Source organism: Microbacterium sp. UBA7513, from assembly GCF_002478345.1.
Classification (GTDB): Bacteria; Actinomycetota; Actinomycetes; order Actinomycetales; family Microbacteriaceae; genus Microbacterium.
Genome location: NZ_DLNJ01000016.1, coordinates 62,918 through 82,500, shown reverse-complemented (window position 1 = coordinate 82,500; position 19,583 = coordinate 62,918). Strand labels below are relative to the sequence as shown.

The 19,583-nt window shown below is 70.6% G+C and carries 14 protein-coding genes; 11 read left to right on the top strand and 3 right to left on the bottom strand.

From position 1 onward, the window contains the following. Positions 1 to 72: 72 nt before the first annotated feature. From B2W79_RS08790 to B2W79_RS08765, 6 genes are read left to right on the top strand one after another with little or no spacing between them, the layout of a single operon-like run. The gene (locus tag B2W79_RS08790; RefSeq protein ID WP_256209445.1) at positions 73 to 1,056 is read left to right on the top strand and encodes a carbohydrate ABC transporter permease; all 984 of its coding nucleotides are present in this window, start codon (positions 73 to 75) and stop codon (positions 1,054 to 1,056) included. After that, positions 1,056 to 1,910: a carbohydrate ABC transporter permease gene (locus tag B2W79_RS08785; RefSeq protein ID WP_017204137.1), complete on the top strand. Its 855-nt coding sequence runs from the start codon at positions 1,056 to 1,058 to the stop codon at positions 1,908 to 1,910. Before B2W79_RS08790 ends, B2W79_RS08785 begins: the two co-directional genes overlap by 1 nt. Then, on the top strand, positions 1,907 to 3,823 hold the full coding sequence (locus B2W79_RS08780; protein WP_292788684.1) for a hypothetical protein: 1,917 nt from the start codon (positions 1,907 to 1,909) through the stop codon (positions 3,821 to 3,823). The genes B2W79_RS08785 and B2W79_RS08780 overlap by 4 nt, the downstream gene beginning before the upstream one ends. Further along, a complete protein-coding gene (locus B2W79_RS08775; RefSeq protein ID WP_136051811.1) occupies positions 3,820 to 4,602 on the top strand; it encodes a ribonuclease activity regulator RraA in 783 nt (260 codons plus the stop codon). Before B2W79_RS08780 ends, B2W79_RS08775 begins: the two co-directional genes overlap by 4 nt. Then, on the top strand, positions 4,572 to 5,516 hold the full coding sequence (locus B2W79_RS08770; RefSeq protein WP_292788681.1) for an aldo/keto reductase: 945 nt from the start codon (positions 4,572 to 4,574) through the stop codon (positions 5,514 to 5,516). Before B2W79_RS08775 ends, B2W79_RS08770 begins: the two co-directional genes overlap by 31 nt. A 21-nt stretch (positions 5,517 to 5,537) precedes the next feature. After that, complete coding sequence (locus tag B2W79_RS08765) at positions 5,538 to 6,347, top strand: amidohydrolase family protein (protein WP_292788679.1); 810 nt, start codon at positions 5,538 to 5,540, stop codon at positions 6,345 to 6,347. Between the two features lie 190 nt (positions 6,348 to 6,537). On the opposite strand, the gene B2W79_RS08760 is transcribed toward B2W79_RS08765, so the two are convergent. The 3 genes from B2W79_RS08760 to B2W79_RS08750 are packed head-to-tail and all read right to left on the bottom strand — an operon-like array spanning position 6,538 to position 11,877. Further along, positions 6,538 to 7,188 carry a GntR family transcriptional regulator gene (locus B2W79_RS08760; protein WP_292788677.1) on the bottom strand — a complete coding sequence of 217 codons (651 nt, stop codon included), beginning with the start codon at positions 7,186 to 7,188 and terminating at the stop codon, positions 6,538 to 6,540. A gap of 19 nt (positions 7,189 to 7,207) precedes the next feature. Next, positions 7,208 to 7,813, bottom strand: a complete 606-nt coding sequence (locus B2W79_RS08755) for an SGNH/GDSL hydrolase family protein (RefSeq protein ID WP_292788675.1) — start codon at positions 7,811 to 7,813, stop codon at positions 7,208 to 7,210. Continuing rightward, positions 7,804 to 11,877: an Ig-like domain-containing protein gene (locus B2W79_RS08750; protein WP_292788673.1), complete on the bottom strand. Its 4,074-nt coding sequence runs from the start codon at positions 11,875 to 11,877 to the stop codon at positions 7,804 to 7,806. Before B2W79_RS08750 ends, B2W79_RS08755 begins: the two co-directional genes overlap by 10 nt. A gap of 438 nt (positions 11,878 to 12,315) precedes the next feature. On the opposite strand from B2W79_RS08750, the gene B2W79_RS08745 reads away from it, so the two are divergent. Genes B2W79_RS08745 through B2W79_RS08725 form a run of 5 tightly spaced genes read left to right on the top strand, consistent with a single transcriptional unit; the run spans position 12,316 to position 19,564 of the window. Further along, positions 12,316 to 13,170, top strand: coding sequence for a carbohydrate ABC transporter permease (locus B2W79_RS08745; protein WP_174235390.1), 855 nt, complete (start codon positions 12,316 to 12,318; stop codon positions 13,168 to 13,170). Beyond that, positions 13,167 to 14,072: a carbohydrate ABC transporter permease gene (locus tag B2W79_RS08740; RefSeq protein ID WP_025105392.1), complete on the top strand. Its 906-nt coding sequence runs from the start codon at positions 13,167 to 13,169 to the stop codon at positions 14,070 to 14,072. Before B2W79_RS08745 ends, B2W79_RS08740 begins: the two co-directional genes overlap by 4 nt. Positions 14,073 to 14,122: 50 nt before the next feature. Beyond that, positions 14,123 to 15,448: an extracellular solute-binding protein gene (locus tag B2W79_RS08735; RefSeq protein WP_071329165.1), complete on the top strand. Its 1,326-nt coding sequence runs from the start codon at positions 14,123 to 14,125 to the stop codon at positions 15,446 to 15,448. An 11-nt stretch (positions 15,449 to 15,459) separates the two neighbouring features. Then, on the top strand, positions 15,460 to 17,265 hold the full coding sequence (locus tag B2W79_RS08730) for a BNR-4 repeat-containing protein (RefSeq protein WP_292788668.1): 1,806 nt from the start codon (positions 15,460 to 15,462) through the stop codon (positions 17,263 to 17,265). Between the two features lie 37 nt (positions 17,266 to 17,302). Then, positions 17,303 to 19,564: an FAD-dependent oxidoreductase gene (locus B2W79_RS08725; protein WP_292788666.1), complete on the top strand. Its 2,262-nt coding sequence runs from the start codon at positions 17,303 to 17,305 to the stop codon at positions 19,562 to 19,564. Positions 19,565 to 19,583: the final 19 nt, after the last annotated feature.

Below are 19,583 nucleotides of genomic sequence, written 5' to 3'. Positions count from 1 at the left end.
TTCCTCCCCGGCGCCTCCCCGGCGCCTCCCGCGCCCTCCCCCGAACGCGCCACCGAGAACGAGAGTGCCGCCATGACCCCGCCCACCACGACCGCGCCGCCGTCGGCCGCCGCCGCCATCCCGACAGGACCATCGACGCCGATGAGCTCGACCCCCGCCCCGCGCCGCCGCACCGCGCTGCAGCAGTGGCGGAACCGCATCCCCGGCATCCTCATGGGCGGCCCGGCCGTCGCCGTGTTCCTGGCGATGTTCGTCATCCCGATGATCCTGGCTGCGGTGCTCAGCTTCACCGACTGGAACGGCTACAGCCTCAACTTCACCTTCATCGGCTGGGACAACTACATCAAGGCGTTCCACAGCCCGCGCTCGACGCAGGCCGCGATCTTCACGGGCATCATCGCGGTGGTGGGCACGATCCTCTGCAACGCCATCGGCCTCGCGATCGCCGCGCTCATCTCCGGGCCCGGCCGCTCGAACACGATCCTGCGCACGATCTTCTTCTACCCGTACGTGATCAGCGCGCTCATCATCGGCTTCCTCTGGTCGGCGATGCTCTCCCCCACCGGCGCCGTCAACGGTCTGCTCAGCACGCTCGGCCTCCCGGCGATGCCGTTCCTCACGGACCCGACCTTCGCCAAGGCGAGCGTGATCTTCACGATCGTGTGGTCGCACTTCGGCTTCAACATGATCCTGTTCCTCGCCGGCATCAAGTCCGTCCCCGCGGAGTACTACGAGGCGGCGACCGTGGACGGCGCCTCGCGGTGGCAGCAGTTCCGCTCCATCACGCTGCCGCTCATCGCGCCCGTCTTCACCGTGAACCTCGTGCTCACCCTCGTCGGGCTCCTCAAGGCGTACGACGTGGTGCTGTCGCTCACCGACGGCGGGCCTGCCGGCTCCACGCAGACGATCGTCTACCAGATCCTCAAGGACTCCTTCGCGAACTCGGCCCTCGGCTTCGGCGCCGCGCAGTCCATGATCCTCCTCATCGTCACCGCAGTCGTCGGCCTCGCCGTCACGCTGGTGCGACGCCGCGCCGAGCAGAAGGCGACCGACTGATGAAGCAGACCCGCAACCGCCCGGCCCTCGCCGTCAGCACGATCCGGTGGATCGTCCTCGGCGTCGTCGCGATCACGATGCTGATCCCGATGTACACGATGCTGATCAACGCCTTCAAGCCGCAGGCCGACATCATCGAGAACCCCCTGCTGATCACTCCGCAGATGTTCACGTTCGACTACCTGTGGGCCGCGATCACGAGCAGCAAGTTCAACGTGATCGCCGCGTACGGGATCACGCTGCTGTTCGTCGTGCTCGTGAACCTGTGCTGCATCGCCCTCGCCGCGCCCGTCGCGTACGTCATCGCCCGCGGGCGATCGAAGTGGCACCTGGGACTGCTGCTGCTCTTCGTCTCCGGGCTCTTCATCCCGGGGCAGGTGACGCTGATCCCGGTGGTCTTCGTGCTGCGGGTGCTCGGGCTCATCAACACGATCCCCGGGTTCATCCTCTTCGAGACGGCGGCGACCCTGCCGGTGACGATCTTCCTGTTCACCGCGTACCTCCGCAGCGTGCCCCGCGACATCGACGAGGCGGCGTCGCTGGACGGCGCCGGTCCCATCCGCGCGTTCTGGGCGTGCATCTTCCCGATCATGAAGCCCGTGGTCGCGACGGTCGTGGTGCTCAACTCGATCGGGGTGTGGAACGACTTCGTGAGTCCGCAGATCATCCTCGGGCCGAGCTCCGGGATCTACACGGTCACCACCGGCGTCTACGCGGCGGTCGGACAGTTCTCGACCGACTACACGCAGGTGTTCCCGACCCTCCTGCTGGCCGTGCTGCCCGCGATGGTGTTCTTCATCGTCATGCAGCGCCACATCATCGGCGGCCTCGTCGCCGGCGCGACGAAGGGATGACCGTGCCCGAGACCCCGCTCACCCGTCCGCTGCGTGCCATCCCTGCGTGGGCCGTGCTGCAGCGCCGGCTCTTCGCCGAGGTCGAGGAGGCCCGCCGCCTCTTCCGCGACCGCTACACGCTGCCGGACGGCCGCCTCCGCGGCGTCGCCGAGTTCATCGACCGTGACGGCGTGGACGACCTGTACGAGCCCTTCTTCAACTGGCCCGCGTTCTACCTGCTCGGCGGACCGGACGAGGTGCTCGCCGACGCGAAGCGGAACTGGGAGGGCGTGACCGTGCAGCTCGCCGAGGCGGGCATGCTTACCGAGGAGTACGACAACGGCTACGACTGGTTCCATCAGGGGGAGTCGCTGCTGTTCCTCGCCGGCATCTGCGCCGCCGACCCAGCCGACACCGCGTTCGCCGCGCGCGCCGCCCGGTTCGCCGCCCTCTTCACCGACCCCGCGCAGGGCAACTACGACGCCGAGCGCAACATGATCCGCTCGCCGCACAACGGAGCCCTCGGCGCCCGCGAGGGGCTCGACGAGAAGATCGTGCCGTACACCGCTGACCGGGACGAGATGCGTCCCTACGGTCTCCCGCTGCACGGCCTGGACGGCATCGCCTCGTGGGACGATCTCGCCGACCCCGCGCACGCGCAGCGGATGGCGGAGGAGATGCAGCGCCGGGCTGCTGGCGACATCGCCGTGAACCTCGCCGCGACCTCGCTCGCCGCGAACCGCTGGCTCTACGACGGCGACGAGGAGGCGGCCGCGTGGATCCGCCGCTACGTCGATGGCTGGCGCGCGCGGGCGGACGGGGGCCTGCTCCCCGACAACGTGGGCCCGGACGGCACCGTCGGCTCCCTCCACGACGGCCGCTGGTGGGGCGGCCACTACGGCTGGGCCTGGCCGCACGGGCTGCACTCCGTCGGCATGAGCGCCCTGATCGGTGCCCTCAACCACGCGCTCGTCACCGGCGACGACGGCGCCCTCGACCTCGTGCGCACCATGCTCGACACGGTGCTCGCCGAGGCGCGCAGAGGCAGCGTCGCGGAGTCCACGTACAGCCTGCGCGGCGGGTGGATGGCCCGACTCGGCGCTGCCGCCACCGAGCCTGCTCTGCTCGTCCCCTACCGCCACGGTGCGGACGGCTGGTTCGACTACGGTCCGCTGCAGCTCGATCTGCCGCTGTGGCTCTGGTGGTGGTCGCGACGTGCGTCCGATCGGGAGCGGCTGGAGACGGCCATCGCCGGTCTGCCGGAATCCGCCGACCTCGTCGCCCCGTTCCGCGACAAGGAGGAGGCGGGTCACGAGGCCGGCTGGTTCGCGTACCTCTCCGGCAACCTGCCCGACTACCCGGTGCGGGCGCTGGAGATGGCGCTCGGCCAGGTGGCGCGCCGTGCTGCCATGATGCTCGCCGACGACCGCGACCCCGACGCCGCGCACCTGCACTTCTGGCAGCGTGTGAACCCGGTGGTGACGGAGGTGCTGACCCAGCTCGTCGGCGGGGCACCGCAGGTGCTCTACAACGGCGGGCTCGGTTTCACGGCGCTCCGCTACGAGGACGTCGACCGCGCCCGGCCCGGACTCCCGGCGGACGTCGCCGCGCTCGTGCACCGTCTCGAGGACGACGGCATCGGCGTGCAGCTCGTGAACACCTCTGCCGTGCACACCCGCACCGTGCGCCTGCGCGGCGGACGCTTCGGCCTCGACCGGATCGTGCGGGTCACGGCCTCCGGCGAGGAGCCCGGCTTCTGGCCCGGCGCCTCGGGCACGTACACCGCCCCGGACGCCCCCACCGTCACCACGACCTTCGACGTGGACGACGACCTCGTGGTGACCCTGCCCCCGGCGCACATCGCCGACCTCGACCTGACCATCGCGCGTGCGACCGGATCGCCGCGCCACCTGTTCCCTGAAGGAGACGCATGAGCGCCGATCTGATCCGACCCGACTTCGCCCTGCCTGTGCGGGGTGGGGCCTACCAGCGGCCCTCGCGCGAGGTGGTCGACTCGTTCGACGCGATCTCGTCCGCCACCGCGTGCGCCAAGCTGCACGGGCTCGGGATCCGCCGCAGCTACATCGACGGGCCAGAGCCGCTGAGCCTCGGCCAGCGCGTCGTCGGCTCGGCGCTGACCCTGCAGTTCATGCCGCAGCGCGAGGACATGGCCTCGGGCGACGGCCAGGAGTACGCCGAGCGGCACACCGCCCTGTGGCACGTGCTCGAGGCCGTGCAGCCCGGCGACGTGCTGGTGATCCAGGCCTACGGCAGCCGGTTCTCCGGGTGCATCGGCGACATCCTGGCGCGCTACTTCGCACGCAAGGGCGGCGCGGGGATCGTCGTGGACGGGCGCATCCGCGACGCCGGCCGCATCCGCGAGCTCGGGATCCCGGTGTGGTCGACGGGCACGACCCCGCACTACGCCTCGCAGTCGGAGCTCGTGCCGTGGGCGTACGACGTGCCGGTCGCGGTGGGCGGGGCCCTGTGCATGCCGGGCGACCTCGTGGTCGCCGACGACGACGGCCCCGTCGTGGTGCCGCAGGCCCTGGCGCCGCAGGTCGTGGACGACGCGCGCGATCATGAGGAGTGGGAGGTGTTCAGCCGCCGCCGCCTCGACGAGGGCGCGCGCCTGAGCGACTACTACCCGTTGACCCCCGACAGCCGCGAGGAGTACGAGGCATGGCGTTCCGTCCAGAGCTCCGTCCGCTGAATCCCGAGGTCGCCGCCCGCGACGACGTCGGACTCGGGTGCGCGCCGATCGGCAACCTCTTCGCCCCTGTGCCTGACGGCGACGCGGTGGCGACGGTGCAGGCGGCGCTCGCCCGCGACGTCCGTTTCTTCGACACCGCACCGCTGTACGGCTCGGGCGAGAGCGAGCGGAAGCTCGGCCTCGCCCTGCGCGGCGTGCCGCGGGACGACTACGTGATCGCGACGAAGGTCGGCCGGGTGCTCGTCGATGCGGACGGCCGGCCCGTCGCGGGCGCCGCGAGCGGGCACGACTCCGTCGTCGATCTCACGAGGGACGGCGTGCGGAGGAGCCTCGACGGCAGCCTCGCCCGGCTGGGCGTCGAGCGCGTGGACGTTCTGCACCTGCACGACCCCCTGGACGTGGAGGCGGCGTTCGCGACGGCACTTCCGGCGCTCGTCGAACTGCGCGACGAAGGGGTGGTGCGCGCGATCAGCGTGGCCCTCGGGCGGCTCGACCCCCTGGAGCGGTACGTCGCCGAGGCGCCGCTGGATGTGGTGATGGAGGCCGGCCGGCTCACGCTGCTCGACCGCACCGCGCTGGACCGGCTGCTGCCGACCGCGGCGGCCCGCGGCATCGGGGTGCTCGCGGCCGCGGTGTTCAACTCCGGCATCCTCGTCGACCCGGTCGGCTCCCCCTTCTTCGAGTACAAGCCGGCACCCCCGGAGCTTCGGGAGCGGGCACAGCGCTTGCAGGCCGTGTGCGCCGCGTACGGCGTGCGCCTCGCGGATGCCGCGGTGCAGTTCCCGCTGCGGCAGGGTGCGGATGCGGTGGTCGTCGGGGCGCGCACCCCCGCCGAGGTGGACGCGTTCGTGGACGGCCTCGACGCCGTGCTGCCCGCCGCGCTGTGGGACGCCCTCGACGCGGAGGCTGCATGACCGCGCGGCCCGGGAGCTGACGTGCGGATCGTCGACGCCCACGTGCACGTCTGGGACGCGGATGCCGCGCCGATCCCCTGGTTCCGCGACGACCTCGGGCTCCCGCGGCAGGCCGCGGCCGCTCGTCTCGGACGGGAGCTGACCGACGCCGGCGTCTCCTCCGCCATCGCCGTGCAGGCGGCGGACTCGGTGGCGGAGGCGGAGTGGCTGACCGCGACCGCCGCCCGCGACCCGTTCCTGCGGCGCGTGGTGCTGCAGTACACCCCCGCGCCGGGACGGGCCGCCGGCGCCACCGCAGTCGCGTTCTCTCCCGCCGTGGTCGGCGTGCGCGCCGCGGTGCCGCAGTACGCCGCGGATCTCTCCGATGTGCACGGCCTCGACGCCCTCGCCGACCACCTCGGCGCGACCGCCCGCACCCTCGAACTCCTCATCCGCCCGGATCAGCTGCCCGCCGCGGCCGCCCTCTCCCGACGGCACCCCGACACCGCGATCGTCGTCTGCCACCTCGGCCTCGGCGCCCGGACGGCCGATGCCGCATGGCTCTCCGCGCTCGCCGAGGCTGCGTCGGCTCCGGGGGTGTCGGCGAAGGTCTCCGGGCTCGACCTCGCGGCGCGCGGGGCGGACGAGTCGCGGGGACTGCTGCGCTCCGCCTTCGCCCTCTTCGGCGCGGATCGGCTGATGTACGGCAGCGACTGGCCGATGTCCACGCGGACCACGACCTACGCGGAGGTGCTCGCCGCGACCCGGCGGGCTCTTCCACCGCTCTCCCCTGCCGAGGCTCGAGCATTCTGGTCCGGCACCGCCGACCGCCTCGCCCCCTTCACCGCGTAGCCCCGTCGCAGTTTCGCACCGAGGTCGCAGCGACTCCGGTCACCCCTGCGACCTCGCGCCGATATTCCGACCTCGCGCAGGGACTCCGCACCCCGGACACGTCCGCACCCCCGTCGCGGATCCTCACCGTGCCGCAGGGACTCCGGTCAGCCGTGCGACCCCGGTGCGAAACTGCGACCTCGCGCGGGGGTCAGTCGAGGAGGGTGCCGGCAGCGTGGGCGCGGAACAGGGAGGACGCGGCCTCTTCGTCACCGGCCTCCAGCGTGTCGAGCAGGCCCTTGTGCCAGTCCGCGACCTCGTGCCAGTCCCCCGTGAAGGTGGGGTCGCCGAGCACGTGCATCACGCGCAGGCTCGGCTCCAGGAGGTCCCACATGCGCGGGAGGTACACGTTGCCGCTGGCCTCGATGACCGCACGGTGGAAGGTGAAGTCGAGTTCGCGGAACCGGGCGAGGTCTTCCGCCTCAGCCGCCTCGTGCATCTGCGCGATGAGGCCGACGAGCTCGGCACGCCGCTCGGGATCCAGCGCCCCGCAGGCCAGCCGACCGGCGAGCCCCTCCAGCTCGACGCGCGCCACCTTCGCCTGCGTCGCCTCCTCCGCGGAGTAGCTCGCGACGAAGTTGCCCTGATGCCGCACGTGCGACACGAGCCCCTCGTGGGCGAGCCGCTTGAGGGCGTCGCGCACGGGCGCTTGGCTCACCTGCATCTGCCGGGCGAGCTGCGACTCCACGAGCTGCTCGCCGGGAGCCAGCGTGGAGTCCTTGATCATCGCCTTGATGAGCGCGTAGATCTGATCGGACAGCAGTCCGCGCTGCAGTCCGGCCGTGCCGAGAGCATCCGTCATGACCATCAGTCTACGTCCATTATCGACTATCGCTAATGGACGCGGCCGTGCGCCAGGCATCCGCGATGAGGGCGGATCCGAGGGGCGTCGGGTGCACCCCGTCCGGCGCGAGCTCGACGACCGGATACTGCTCCGCCGCCGCCGTCAACACCCCATGCAGGGGCACGAACGCCGCCCCGTGCTCCGCAGCGAGAGCCCGTACCGCCGCCCGCTTCCCGTCGAGGTCATCGAGCCATGTGCGCTGCTCCTCCCTCACCGGAAGGAAGTACGGCTCCATGAGGATCAGCCGCGGGGCATGCGCGGCCACCGCGCGGCCGAGGAGGTCGCCCAGCGTGGCGGCGAACTCCTCGGGCGAGGTCGGGTCGTCGCTGTCGAAGCGCCGCCACATGTCGTTCACGCCGACGTACACGGTCAGCAGCTCCGGTGCCGTCGGCAGCAGCTCCGCGTCCCACCGCGCGGCCAGGTCGCGAGCGCGGTCCCCGGCGATCCCGAGGTTGCGGACCGTGGCCCCCGCCGCCTGCAGCTCGGGCGCGAGGAGCGAGACGTAGCCGTCGCCGAAGGACTCGGGGTCGGAGCGGTCGCGCCCCGCGTCGGTGATCGAGTCGCCGATGAAGGTCACCCGCATCGTGGCACATCCTGTTCGTCGTTCTTGAGCTTCGGTCGCACCGAGATCGGGAGCTCGACGCTCGCGCCAGCGTACGTCACGGTGAGCGTGTGGTGCGGGCGCACCTTGCTGCTGTCGAACCCGCTGACCATGTCGGCCGTCACCTGCTGCGTGGTGCGGGACCCGTCGCTCCAGTCCACGCCCAGCAGCATGCCGGTCACGTCGAGCTCCTCGCCGCGCACGTAGCGGGTCTTCGGGTCGGCCTCGGGCGCCCAGCAGACGCCGGTCACCGTCGCGGGCGGCGGGGTCGGCCGGACGGCCAGCGTGTTGGTCTTGCCGTAGTGGTAGACGTTGAAGAACCCGTCGGCGCCGATGCGCAGGTTCTCCCGCGCGTCGACCATGTTCCACACGGTCACGTCGTCCACCCGGAGCACGATGCGGGTGCCGCCGTCCTCGGCGACGGCACCGAACTCGATGCGGTGCGTGGAGTTCGGCTCGATGACGGTGTTGGGGATGCTGTCGAGCATGGTCTGGCCCGGCGTCCAGCTCTGGAACTCGATCACGTCCTCCTTGATCACCGCGAGGTATCCGGTGTTGGAGTTCTGCCAGGCGGGGAGCCCGGTCTGGTCGGAGCGCGCCTGGAAGCCGTACCAGCCGCCGTCGAAGGCGCCGAACTCCGCGTCGAACTGCAGCAGGGTGTCGCCGAAGCGCTCGGCCTCGTAGCCGTGCACGCCCTGACCACTGATCACGACACCGGTGTCGTCCACCGCGATGAGGTCGGACTCACTCCAGTTCGCCCCGTCCTTCAGCTGACCGTCGAGGCGGGTGGTCGGGTACTCGGCGTCGTCCACGGTCACGGTGACCGTGTCGCTGAGGCTCGGATCGGCGACCGAGGTCGCGGTGATCGTCGCAGTCCCCGCCGCCACCCCCGCGATCCGTCCGCCGGAGACCGTGGCGACCTCCGGGCTGTCGGTCGTCCAGGTGACCCGGGCGTCGCTGGCATCCTCCGGGGCGACCGTGGCGGCGACCGACCGCCGCTCCCCCACGGTCAGCCCCACGGCGTCGGCGTCCAGGCTCACGCCCGTGACCGGCACGCCGGAGAGCGAGAACCCGATGTCGTCGAAGTCGAGCGAGGCGTAGTTCTCGACGTAGAACCCGACCCGACCGGCCTTTCCGGGGCCGGGGTCGGCGCCTTCCAGCGCGATCGCCCCGTTGACGGAGATGCGGATCTGCCCGTCCTGCACCGCGATGCGGACGTGCGACGTCTCGCCGGGGGTCAGGCCCTGCGCCGCCGGCACGACCTTCTCGGCGACGACCTTCCAGGCGTCGTCGAAGATCGTCCAGGTCGGCCCTGCCGCGGCCTGGCGGAAGCGGATGTAGCCGCCGCCCTTGCCGTTGCGGTCGTACACGATGAGCCCCGCGTTGGCGGGGGTCGTCGCCGGAGCCGTGACGTCGAAGTCGAGCACGAACTCCGTGAAGTCCCGCGGCAGGATGCTGTTCGCCCCCTTGAGGATGCGGTACACCTTGTCGCCCGACGCATCCACCTGGATGCTGCGGTTCGGGTCGGTCGGCCAGCCGTTCGCCCCCGACTCGAAGTCGGTGAAGTGCAGCACGCCGTCGCCCTCCTCGACGATCACCTCGATGGTCGCGGTCTTGGTGGCATCGGCCTTCGCGGTCGCGGTGACCGTGGTCGCACCGGGGCCCATGCCGAGCACCACGCCCTTGTCGTTGACGGTGGCGACGGCGGCGTCGGCCGAGGCGTAGGTCACCGCGGCGTCGTCGGCGTTCCAGGGCAGCGGCACGGCGCGCACGCGCACCTCGTCGCCCGCGTCGATCGTGAGCGTGTCGCTGTCGAACGCGATGTCCTCGAGCGGGATGGTCTGCGGCTGCTGCGTCTGCCCGATCGCGCCGTCGACCCCGATCTCGCCGAACGCGATGGCCTCGAAGCCGGGGATCTGGTCGAACACGGCCGCATCGGCTTTCAGCGTGTAGTCGCCGTTCGCAGCGTCCACGAAGCCGGGGTCGGCGTCGGCCACCCAGTTGTCCTCGTAGTTCAGGAGGTTCTTCCCGTCCTTCGCGCCGTGTTCGTTGACGCCGGCCATCCGGGCCCGGTTCGGGTTCCACACGACGTTCTCGGCGAACGTGCTGTGGTTCGGGAAGTGGTGGTCGTCCTCGAAGAAGTGCGCGAGCTCGGGGTACTTCGTCAGGTACGGCGTGCCGACGAAGTCGTTGTTGTCGGCGAACACCTTCTCCCAGGCCGGCATGTAGTCGCGGTCGACGACGTTGCCCTCCTGATTGCCCATCCACTGCTCGTAGTTGTCGTACGGCGCGTACGCGTCGACGAACACGTTGTTGCGCGCCTCGATGTAGTCGGCCGAGCCGCTCTTGATCGCGCCGTTGCCCATGTTCACGAACACGTTCTTCTCGATCGTGAGGTCCCACGTGAAGTTGTCGGCGTAGATGCCCTCGACGCCCGCCATGCCGACGCCGATGTCGTGGAAGTAGTTCTCCCGGAACACGTGGCCGCGCTGCTGCGGGGTCTTGCCGGAGTTCATGTAGATCGCACCGAGGTCGTGGAACTGCTTGCAGACGTCGTACACCTCGTTGCGTTCGAACAGGTGGTCGTTGCCGTGCACGATGATCCCGGGGTGCGGGGCGTCGTGGATCTCGTTGTCTCTGGCGATGTTGCCGACGCCGTCGAACATCACGCCGGGGTTGTAGGCCTTGTGGTAGTACGCGAAGTCGGCGATCTCGGAGTTCTCGACCCGGTTGCGGCCGGGTTCGAGCGTCGTCTTGTCACCGCCCTGGAGCACCACGCCGACGCCGCCGACGTGCGTGAGCCGGCTGTCGGTGACGGCGTGATCGCGCCCGCCGCGGTTCACCGGGATGCCGTCGTAGGTGTAGCGGCCCGGCGAGTTGATGAGCACGCCGCCGTCGGTGAAGTTGCGGATGTCGCTGTGCGAGATCGTCACGTGCGAGCCGCCGAGGATCACCGCGGCCGTCGCGCGCCCGTACTCCATCACGAGGTCGTCGAAGTTCACGTACGAGGCCCCGTCCGCGCGCAGCATCGGCTCGTCGAGGGTCGTCACCGTCACGGCGCCGCGACCCGACGTGAACGCGGCGTTGGGGATGAGGTACAGCTTCCCGGCGTCGCGGTCGATGTAGTACTCGCCGGGGGCGTCGAGCTCCTCCAGCAGGTTCTGCGCGAAGTGGAAGTCGGGGAACCAGCTTTTCATGATCCCGGACATCTCGCCGTAGCGGAGGGTGATGGTCTTCGCCTCGGTGTCGATGCTCTCGATCTTGTTGTACGACCACTCCCAGCTGTAGCCGAAGATGCCGTCCAGCCACACGTCCTCGGCCTGGGTCCAGTGCTTCGGACGGTCGTAGCCGTAGCGGAACGTGCCGCCGCGCTCCTGCAGGTCGGCGTCGTTACGGTCCGGCCCGGCGTCGATGATGTCGCCCATCTGCACGGTCGGGGTGGCCGCGTCGGCGTTGGGCCAGCGCGCGAGGGTCATGCCCTGGCCATCGATGAACAGCTCCATGGGCGGCGTGGTGCTGACGTCGTTGGCCTTCCAGTAGCCGTGACGGCTGAGCTGGCCGTAGTCGGTGATGCCGAGGTCGGCGAGGTCGATCCCGACCACGCGGTCGCGGGCAGCCGGGTCGATGATGCGGTCGGTCACCGCCGCGTCGTCGACCGCCGCGAACTGGTCACGCGGCAGCTCGCGACCGCCGGTGAGGGTGGCGGTCTCCCCCGGGTACGAGCGGTAGGTGATGGGGGCGTCGGCAGTGCCCGAGTCCTGCGCGCCGATCTCGAACGACGCCGAGCGGGGGTACGTGCCCTCCCGGAGGTACACCGTGAGGCCGTCGTCCGGGAGCGCGGAATCCGCCTTCAGCGCGCGGATCCGGTCGCGGGCGCCTTCCAGCGTCGCGAGGGGGTCGTCGATCGTGCCGGAGGCCGCGTCGTCACCTCCCGGCGCGAGGTAGAGGGCGTCATCGTCCGCGGCCGCAGCCGCCGACGGGACCGCCGCAGCGAGGGCGGATCCGAACACCGCCGCCAGGGTCAGGCTTGCCAGTACACGCTTCATCGCGTCTCCGAACTGTCGCTTCCCGCACGGCCGATGCGCGCGGCGCCGCGGGAGCGGCTGCTCCGACCGTAGCCAATCGATAATCGACTAGCAAGGATCGATACTGATCGTTTCGGATCCTCGAGGCGCCAGGGCGTCGCGGCTGATCGGGCTCGGCGCTGGTCGACGCCGCCTTCGGCATCCCGATCCCGATGGCCCTCGCGTACCGAGGCTCGCATCCGAGAAACCAGTTCACAAAACAAACACTTTCCACCACTTTCTGACTATTGCGCTCTCCAGTTGACGTCGCTGTAATCTGCCGGAAATACTGAGGAAGCCCGAGACCGCACTGCGAGAGTGCGGACACATCACCCCAGGCCAAGGATGACCTAGATGACAGAACAGACCATTTCCTCACAGATAGGAACAGGTCGCCGGCCCCGTCGCCTCTCGGACGGGATGTTCGCGCTCCTCCTCACGGCTCCCGGCCTCGCGCTCCTCGCCGCCGTGGTCGTGTACCCGCTGATCACGGCCCTCATCACCGCGTTCTACAAGCAGAGCCTCGTCGAGCCCGGCCGCGAGTTCGTCGGCTTCCAGAACATCGTCGACGTGCTGACGGGCGAGTTCTTCCCGCTCCTCACCCAGACGCTCGTCTTCACCCTCGGCACGACCATCGCGCCGTTCGTGATCGGCTTCGGCCTCGCCCTCGCCCTGAACACGCGCATCCGCGGCGCCAAGGTGCTCCGCGGCCTCATGCTCATCCCGTGGCTGATCCCCGGAGTGGTCGTGTCGTTCCTCTGGATGTGGATCTTCAACGCCAACTACGGCGTGCTCAACGCGGCCCTGGAGACCGTCGGCCTCATCGACTCCCCCCAGGCATGGCTCGCGAACCCCACCACCGCCATGATCGCCGTGATCGTCGCGAAGACCTGGCAGTCGTTCCCCTGGATGATGGTCATGCTCCTCGCGGGCCTGCAGACCGTGCCGATCGAGCTGCACGAGGCCGCGGAGATCGACGGCGCCGGCACCATCCGCCGCTTCTTCTCCATCACAGTCCCGCAGATGAGCGGCATCATCGGCCTCGTGATCCTGCTGGAGTTCATCTGGAACTTCCAGCACTTCGACATCATCTACGTCCTCACCGGCGGCGGTCCCGCCGGCTCCACCCAGACGTTCGCGACCGCGGTGTACGAGACCGCGTTCGACGGTTTCGACCTCGGCCACGCCGGGGCGATCGGCCTGCTCTGGATGATCCTGCTGATGGCGCTCGTCGTCGTCTACGTCCGCCTGTCCGAGAAGGGAGAGAAGCGATGACCGCCGTGCTGACCGAGGAGACGGTGGCCGCCGTCTCCGCCCCGCCCGCCGCGCCCCGCCGTCGGCGCCACCGCGCCGACCGCCGTGCCTCCACCGTGAGCGCCTGGATCGCCGTCGTCGTGTTCGGCGGGTTCGCCCTGCTGCCCGTGTACTGGCTGCTCGCGACCTCGCTGACCCCGCGCACCGAGGTGTTCAGCTACCCGCCGAAGCTGTTCCCCACCGAGATCACGTTCGAGGCCTATGCCGCCCTCGCGAACAACCCGGCCCTGTTCGGCTACCTCCGCAACAGCATCGTGGTCTCCGTCATCACCGCGATCCTCTCGGTGCTGGTGTCGGCGTACATGGGCTACGCGTTCTCGAAGTTCCGCTACCGCGGCCGCCGCAGCCTCATGTACTTCGTGCTGGCGTCGCAGATGTTCCCTCAGGCGCTGCTGCTCATCACCCTCTACGCGGTGTTCTCGGCCTACGGCCTGCTCAACACCTACACGGCGCTCGTGCTGTCGTTCACGACGTTCACGCTGCCGCTGTGCGTGTGGATGCTGAAGGGCTTCTTCGACACGATCCCGGACGAGCTCATCGAGGCCGCCCGCGTCGACGGCGCCTCCCGCCTGCGCATCATCCACTCGATCGTGCTGCCGCTTGCCGCGCCCGGCCTCATCGCCGCAGGACTCTTCGCGTTCGTCCGGGGCTGGAACGACTTCATCTTCGCCCTCACGCTCGCCGGCCCCGACAAGCAGACCCTGCCGCCGGGACTCGTCAACACGTTCATCGGGGAGGCGTCCACCGCCTGGCCCGAGCTCATGGCGGCTTCGCTCGTGGTCTCGCTCCCCGTGGCCATCGCGTTCATCGCCCTGCAGCGCTTCCTCGTCGGCGGGCTCACCGCCGGCGCGGTCAAGGGCTGACCCGCACCACCCCCTCATCCGCAGTCCCTCGAAGAAGAGAGAGCACCCCCATGTCCGAGAACACCACCGTCTCCCGTCGCCAGCTCCTGCAGTTCGCCGGGCTCGGCGCCGCCGGCCTCCTCCTCGCCGGTTGCATGCCGAGCGGCGGCGGCAGCGGCAGTCCGTCCTCCACCCCCGGCGCCGGGCTCGGCGCGGGCGACTTCACCGCGACCGACTTCTCCTTCTCCAGCTGGTCGCTCACCGAGGAGGCCGCCGCGCCGGCCACCCGCGCGCTGCTCGACGGCTACAAGAAGACCAACGACGTCGGCATCACCGAGGTCTCCTTCCCCTACAACGAGTACTTCAAGCAGCTCATGCTCCAGGTGCGCGGCGGACAGTTCACGGGCGCCGCGCACGTCGACGTCGCCTGGCTCGCCTCGCTGGCCGCGCTCGGCAAGCTGGAGGACGTCTCGGCGCTCACGAAGGGACGCGGCTACACCGCGTCGAGCCTGGACGCGACCCAGCTCGACGGGAAGCAGTACGCGTTCCCGTGGACCATCGGCGCGATCGGCCTCATCACCAACTCCGAGCTGCTGAAGAAGGCGGGGATCTCCACGTTCCCCACCACCGTCGACGACTTCGAGGCGGCGCTGAAGAAGCTCAAGGCCCTCGGCGGCGGCCTCATCCCCTACGCCGCCTCGACCAAGGCCGCCCAGCTCAAGGACGTCCTCATCTGGATGCAGACGTTCGGCAGCGACCTCGTCAAGGACGGGAAGGTCACGATCGGCGACGACGCCAGCATCGAGGCAGTCACCTGGTACAAGTCGCTGTACGACCAGGGACTCATCGCCGCCGACGTCGACCGCTTCGACGCCCGCTCCCTGTTCTCCCAGGGCCGCGCCGCCATCTACGACGACGCCCCCGTCGGTCGCGCGTCCGTCACGAAGGACTCGCCGGATCCCGACCTCGCCTCCAAGCTCGTGCCCGAGTCCCGCCCGGTGCTGAAAAAGGGCGACACCCCGCGCGCCCTCGTCTGGGGTGGCGCCATCGCCATCGTCGGCGGCGGCTCCGGCGACAGCACCCGCACGGCCGCAGACTTCGGCCAGTGGGCCACGAGCGACCTGAAGGCAGTGCTCGGCGACTACGAGCTGCGCGGCCTGCCGCCCGTGACCGAGGAGGCGCAGGCCTCGAAGGAGGTGGCGTCCGACGCGTTCGGGGCCCGCTTCGCCGAGAAGATCACGGCGACCGCCACCACCAACCCCTTCTGGCAGTACCCGCAGTACGCCCAGATCGAGACCGTGATCGCCGACCGCGTGCAGGCCGTCCTCGTCGGTCAGCAGAGCGCCAAGGACGCGATGGCGCAGGCCGGCGACCAGGCGCAGAAGCTGCTGGGCTGAGGAGCATCGCCATGACCCTCCGCTGGAAGGCCGGCGCCACTGCTGCCGCCGCCCTCACCGCACTCGTCCTCGCTGTGCCCGCTCCGGCGGCCGCCGCGACCCCCGACGTCGAGACCGTGCCCGTCACGGTCGACAGCTCCAACCAGTCCGGCTGGTGGAACCCGATCGTCGTCGACGGCGATGAGACGTACTTCGCCTACAACGTGCCCGGCTCGGTGGCCGCGAAGCACCAGGTGAACCTGGCCGTCCGCGCCGCCGACGGCACGTGGACCTCGGGCTGCCTGCGACTGGCCACCGGGGCCTGCGCGGAGTACCTCGACGACAACGGCCACAACCAGCCGTCCATCGCGATCGACGGCGACGGGTACATCCACGCGTTCGTCTCGATGCACCACGAGCCCTGGAAGTACTTCCGCTCCACCGTGCCCTATGACGCGACCTCACTCGTCGACGTGAGCGCCGAGATGCCCGACGCCGGGGCCGCGGTCTCCTACCCGGTCACGGCGCAGGGCGCCGACGGCGACATCTGGCTCATGGTGCGCATCGGCGCCGACCCGCAGGCTCGCCGCGACGGGGTGCTGTACCACTACGACCCCGCGGCCGGGACGTGGACCCGCGAGACGACGATCGCCGCCGCCGTGAACCACTCCTTCTATCCCGACGACCTCGAGGTCGACGCGAGCGGCAAGGTCCACGTGCTGTGGGAGTGGGGCCCGTGGCCCGCCGATCCCTACCGCCACCTCGGCTCCTACGCGGTGTACGACCCGGCCGCGGGCGGCTTCCGCGACGTCGCCGGGCAGGCGCTGCCGACCCCGATCCGCCCGGACACCCCCGGCGCCGTCGTGTGGCGCGGCTACGAGCCCGGCGAGACCATCGGCGACGCCGTGCCGGCGGTGCAGACCGCGAAGATGGCCCTCGCCGACGGCGAGCTCGTGGGCGTGACCTACCGGTACGCGGACGAGACCGAGAACGCCTTCGACGTGCGGTGGGCGACCTGGACCGGCTCCGCCTGGACGAGCGAGACCCTGCTCGACACGGACGCCCTGGGTGGTGGCGTGCAGACCATCGCCGCCCTCGACACCACCACCGCCGGCGGAGAGACCCGCGTCTACGCCGTGGTGTCGGTGCAGGACTGCGGCATCACCCGCAGTCAGACGGTGCTGCTGACCGCCGGGGCCTCCGGATGGACTGCCGACACCGTGGGCGATCCGGTCGTGGGCCAGCAGCGCCTCCGCGCGGCCACCCGCACCGACGGCACCGACGTCGTCTACCTCAGCGCCCCCGCTGTTCCCGGCGGAGGGACGCTCCGGCACGCCGAGGTCCCGCGCGACGGGCAGCCGGGGGCGACCACCCTCCCCGCCATCGTCGCCTCCCTCCGCGGCGACGCCGACGGCGAGAACCTGGCGCTCGGCGGCACCGCGACCGCCTCGTCCCAGCTCCGCGCCGACACCGGCCCGGAGAAGGCGATCGACGGCGGCTGCACCGACGCGAGCCGGTGGATCTCGGCGACCGAGGACACCCAGCCGACCATCACCGTCGAGTGGGACGAGGCCACGCCGCTGGACGTCGTCCGGGTGCGCAGCGGCTACACGGTCGGGCTGCCGCAGACGTCCGTGCTGCGCGACTTCACCGTCCAGCTGCGCACCGCGAGCGGCTGGGTCACGGTCGGCACCGTCACCGGCAACACCCAGACGACGGTCGTGGTCGACGCCCAGGGGCGGACGGCCGATGCCGTGCGCCTCGTCATCACCGACCCGTCCGACTCCGCCACCGACGTCGCCCGCGTCTACGAGATCGAAGCGATCGCCGCACGCTGAGCGGCATCACCACCCCACCCGAAAGGAACCCATCCCCATGCGCACCCAGACCGTCGAAGCCGACATCATCGTCGTCGGCGGCGGCCTCGCCGGAGTGAGCGCCGCCGTCGCGGCGGCCCGCCTCGGCCGACGTACCGTGCTGATCAACAACCGGCCGGTGCTCGGCGGCAACTCCTCCTCGGAGGTGAGGGTCTGGGTGTGCGGAGCGACCGCCCACGGCAACCAGCGGTGGGCGCGGGAGACCGGGATCATCGGCGAGATGTACCGGGAGAACCAGTTCCGCAACCCCGAGGGCAACCCCGTGTACTGGGACGACGTGGTGCTCGACATCGTGCGCCGCGAGCCCAACCTCACGCTGTTCCTCAACACGGAGGTGCTCGAAGCCGAGGCCACCGGCCCCGACGACGCCCGTCGGGTCCGGTCGGTCACCGGCTGGACGATGGGCTCGGAGATCCGCACCGTCTTCCGCGGGCCGCTCTTCCTCGACTGCACGGGGGACGGCCTGGTCGGACGGCTCGTCGGCGCCCGGCACCGGCTGGGCAAGGAGAGCCGCAGCGAGTTCGGCGAGGACTGGGCGCCCGAGCAGCCCGTGCGCGAGTTCCTCGGCTCGACGCTCCTCTTCTACACGAAGGATCTCGGGCACCCGGTGAAGTACGTCGCGCCGGAGAGCGCGAAGGACATCTCGACCACCCCGATCCCCTCGTCGCGCATCATCCGCAGCGGCGACAGCGGCGCGCACTACTGGTGGATCGAGTGGGGCGGCACGCTCGACATCGTCGACGACAACGAGGCGATCCGCGACGAGCTGCGGTCGGTGATCCTCGGCATCTGGGACCACATCAAGAACTCCGGCGAGTTCGACGCCGACAACCTGACCCTGGAGTGGATCGGCAACATCCCCGGCAAGCGCGAGTACCGTCGCTTCATCGGCGACTACACGCTGCGTCAGCAGGACATCCTGGAGCAGACGTCGTTCGACGACGGCGTCGCGTTCGGCGGCTGGTCCATCGACCTCCACCCCGCCGAGGGCATGTACGCGACGGGGGCGGGCGCGGTGCAGCGCTTCTCGGACGGCGTCTTCGAAATCCCGTTCCGCTCGCTGTACTCCGTCAACGTCGACAACCTGCTCATGGCGGGCCGCGACATCTCGGCCACGCACATCGCCTTCGGTGCCGCCAGGGTGATGGCCACGTGCGCGGCGATGGGCGAGGCCGCGGGCACCGCCGCCGCCCTCTGCTACGCGCACGACGCCACGCCCCGCGAGCTGTACGAGCACCATCGTGCGGAACTCCGCCAGACGCTGCTCCGCGCCGACGCCTCCCTCATCGGCGTCGCGAACGAGGACGCCGCCGACCGCGCCCGCGCCGCTGCCGTCACCGCATCGAGCACCCTGCGCACGATCGGCACCCCGGAGAGCACCGTGGCCGCGGCGACCCCGCACGCCCTGACGGACGACCTCGGCATCGTCGTCCCCGTGCACCCGCGCCTCGACACGACCGAGCTGCTGCTCAGCGCCGAGGCCGACACGCAGGTCACGGTGGAGGTCTGGTCCACCGGCCGTCCGCAGAACATCGTGCCCGCGGTGCTCGAGCACCGCACCGTGATCGACGTCCCCGCCGGGGGTCCGTCCTGGGTGCGGGCGGAGACGCCTTTCGCCCCGGAAGACCCGCAGAACGCGATCATCGTGCTCCGCGCGAACCCGCAGGTGCAGGTGCAGCTCGCCACCGAGCTCCCACCAGGGGTGCTCACCCTCGTGCACCGGGTCGACAACGACGACCGGAACGTGCAGGTCGACCGCGACGGCCTCCTCGTGCAGTGGCCGACCAAGCCGCTGCGCGGACGCGTGCCCGCGTTCCGCACGAGCCCGGACTCCGAGGCCGTCGCCCCGGAGCGCGCCGTCTCCGGGTACAACCGCCCGTTCGGCGGACCGCACCTGTGGGCGTCCGCCCCGGAGGCCGAGGGCCCGCAGTGGTTGCGCCTGGACTGGGAGCAGCCGGTCACGGCCTCCGAGATCCGCCTGGTGTTCGACGACGACGTGGACCTCGAGCTCAACACCCTGCATCACCACCGGAGCCCCGACGAGGTGCTGCCCCAGCTCGTCCGCGACTACCGGGTCGAGGTGCAGCAGGCGGGTTCCGAGGAGTGGCGCACCGTGGCGGAGGAGCGGGACAACCGCCATCGCCTGCGGGTGCATCCGCTGCCGGACGACCTCGGCGCCCTCACGGCCGCCCGCCTCGTGGTGGAGCGGACGAACGGCGTCGCGGAGGCACGCGTGATCGCGTTCCGAGTGCAATCGTGACGGAGGGCGCTAACGTGAA

Excerpts from the sequence above, each read along its gene's own strand:
- B2W79_RS08790 (WP_256209445.1), top strand. The coding sequence starts at position 73 with ATGACCCCGCCCACCACGACCGCGCCGCCGTCGGCCGCCGCCGCCATC.
- B2W79_RS08785 (WP_017204137.1), top strand. The coding sequence starts at position 1,056 with ATGAAGCAGACCCGCAACCGCCCGGCCCTCGCCGTCAGCACGATCCGG.
- B2W79_RS08780 (WP_292788684.1), top strand. The coding sequence starts at position 1,907 with ATGACCGTGCCCGAGACCCCGCTCACCCGTCCGCTGCGTGCCATCCCT.
- B2W79_RS08775 (WP_136051811.1), top strand. The coding sequence starts at position 3,820 with ATGAGCGCCGATCTGATCCGACCCGACTTCGCCCTGCCTGTGCGGGGT.
- B2W79_RS08770 (WP_292788681.1), top strand. The coding sequence starts at position 4,572 with ATGGCGTTCCGTCCAGAGCTCCGTCCGCTGAATCCCGAGGTCGCCGCC.
- B2W79_RS08760 (WP_292788677.1), bottom strand. The coding sequence starts at position 7,188 with ATGACGGATGCTCTCGGCACGGCCGGACTGCAGCGCGGACTGCTGTCC.
- B2W79_RS08755 (WP_292788675.1), bottom strand. The coding sequence starts at position 7,813 with ATGCGGGTGACCTTCATCGGCGACTCGATCACCGACGCGGGGCGCGAC.
- B2W79_RS08750 (WP_292788673.1), bottom strand. The coding sequence starts at position 11,877 with ATGAAGCGTGTACTGGCAAGCCTGACCCTGGCGGCGGTGTTCGGATCC.
- B2W79_RS08745 (WP_174235390.1), top strand. The coding sequence starts at position 12,316 with ATGTTCGCGCTCCTCCTCACGGCTCCCGGCCTCGCGCTCCTCGCCGCC.
- B2W79_RS08740 (WP_025105392.1), top strand. The coding sequence starts at position 13,167 with ATGACCGCCGTGCTGACCGAGGAGACGGTGGCCGCCGTCTCCGCCCCG.
- B2W79_RS08735 (WP_071329165.1), top strand. The coding sequence starts at position 14,123 with ATGTCCGAGAACACCACCGTCTCCCGTCGCCAGCTCCTGCAGTTCGCC.
- B2W79_RS08730 (WP_292788668.1), top strand. The coding sequence starts at position 15,460 with ATGACCCTCCGCTGGAAGGCCGGCGCCACTGCTGCCGCCGCCCTCACC.
- B2W79_RS08725 (WP_292788666.1), top strand. The coding sequence starts at position 17,303 with ATGCGCACCCAGACCGTCGAAGCCGACATCATCGTCGTCGGCGGCGGC.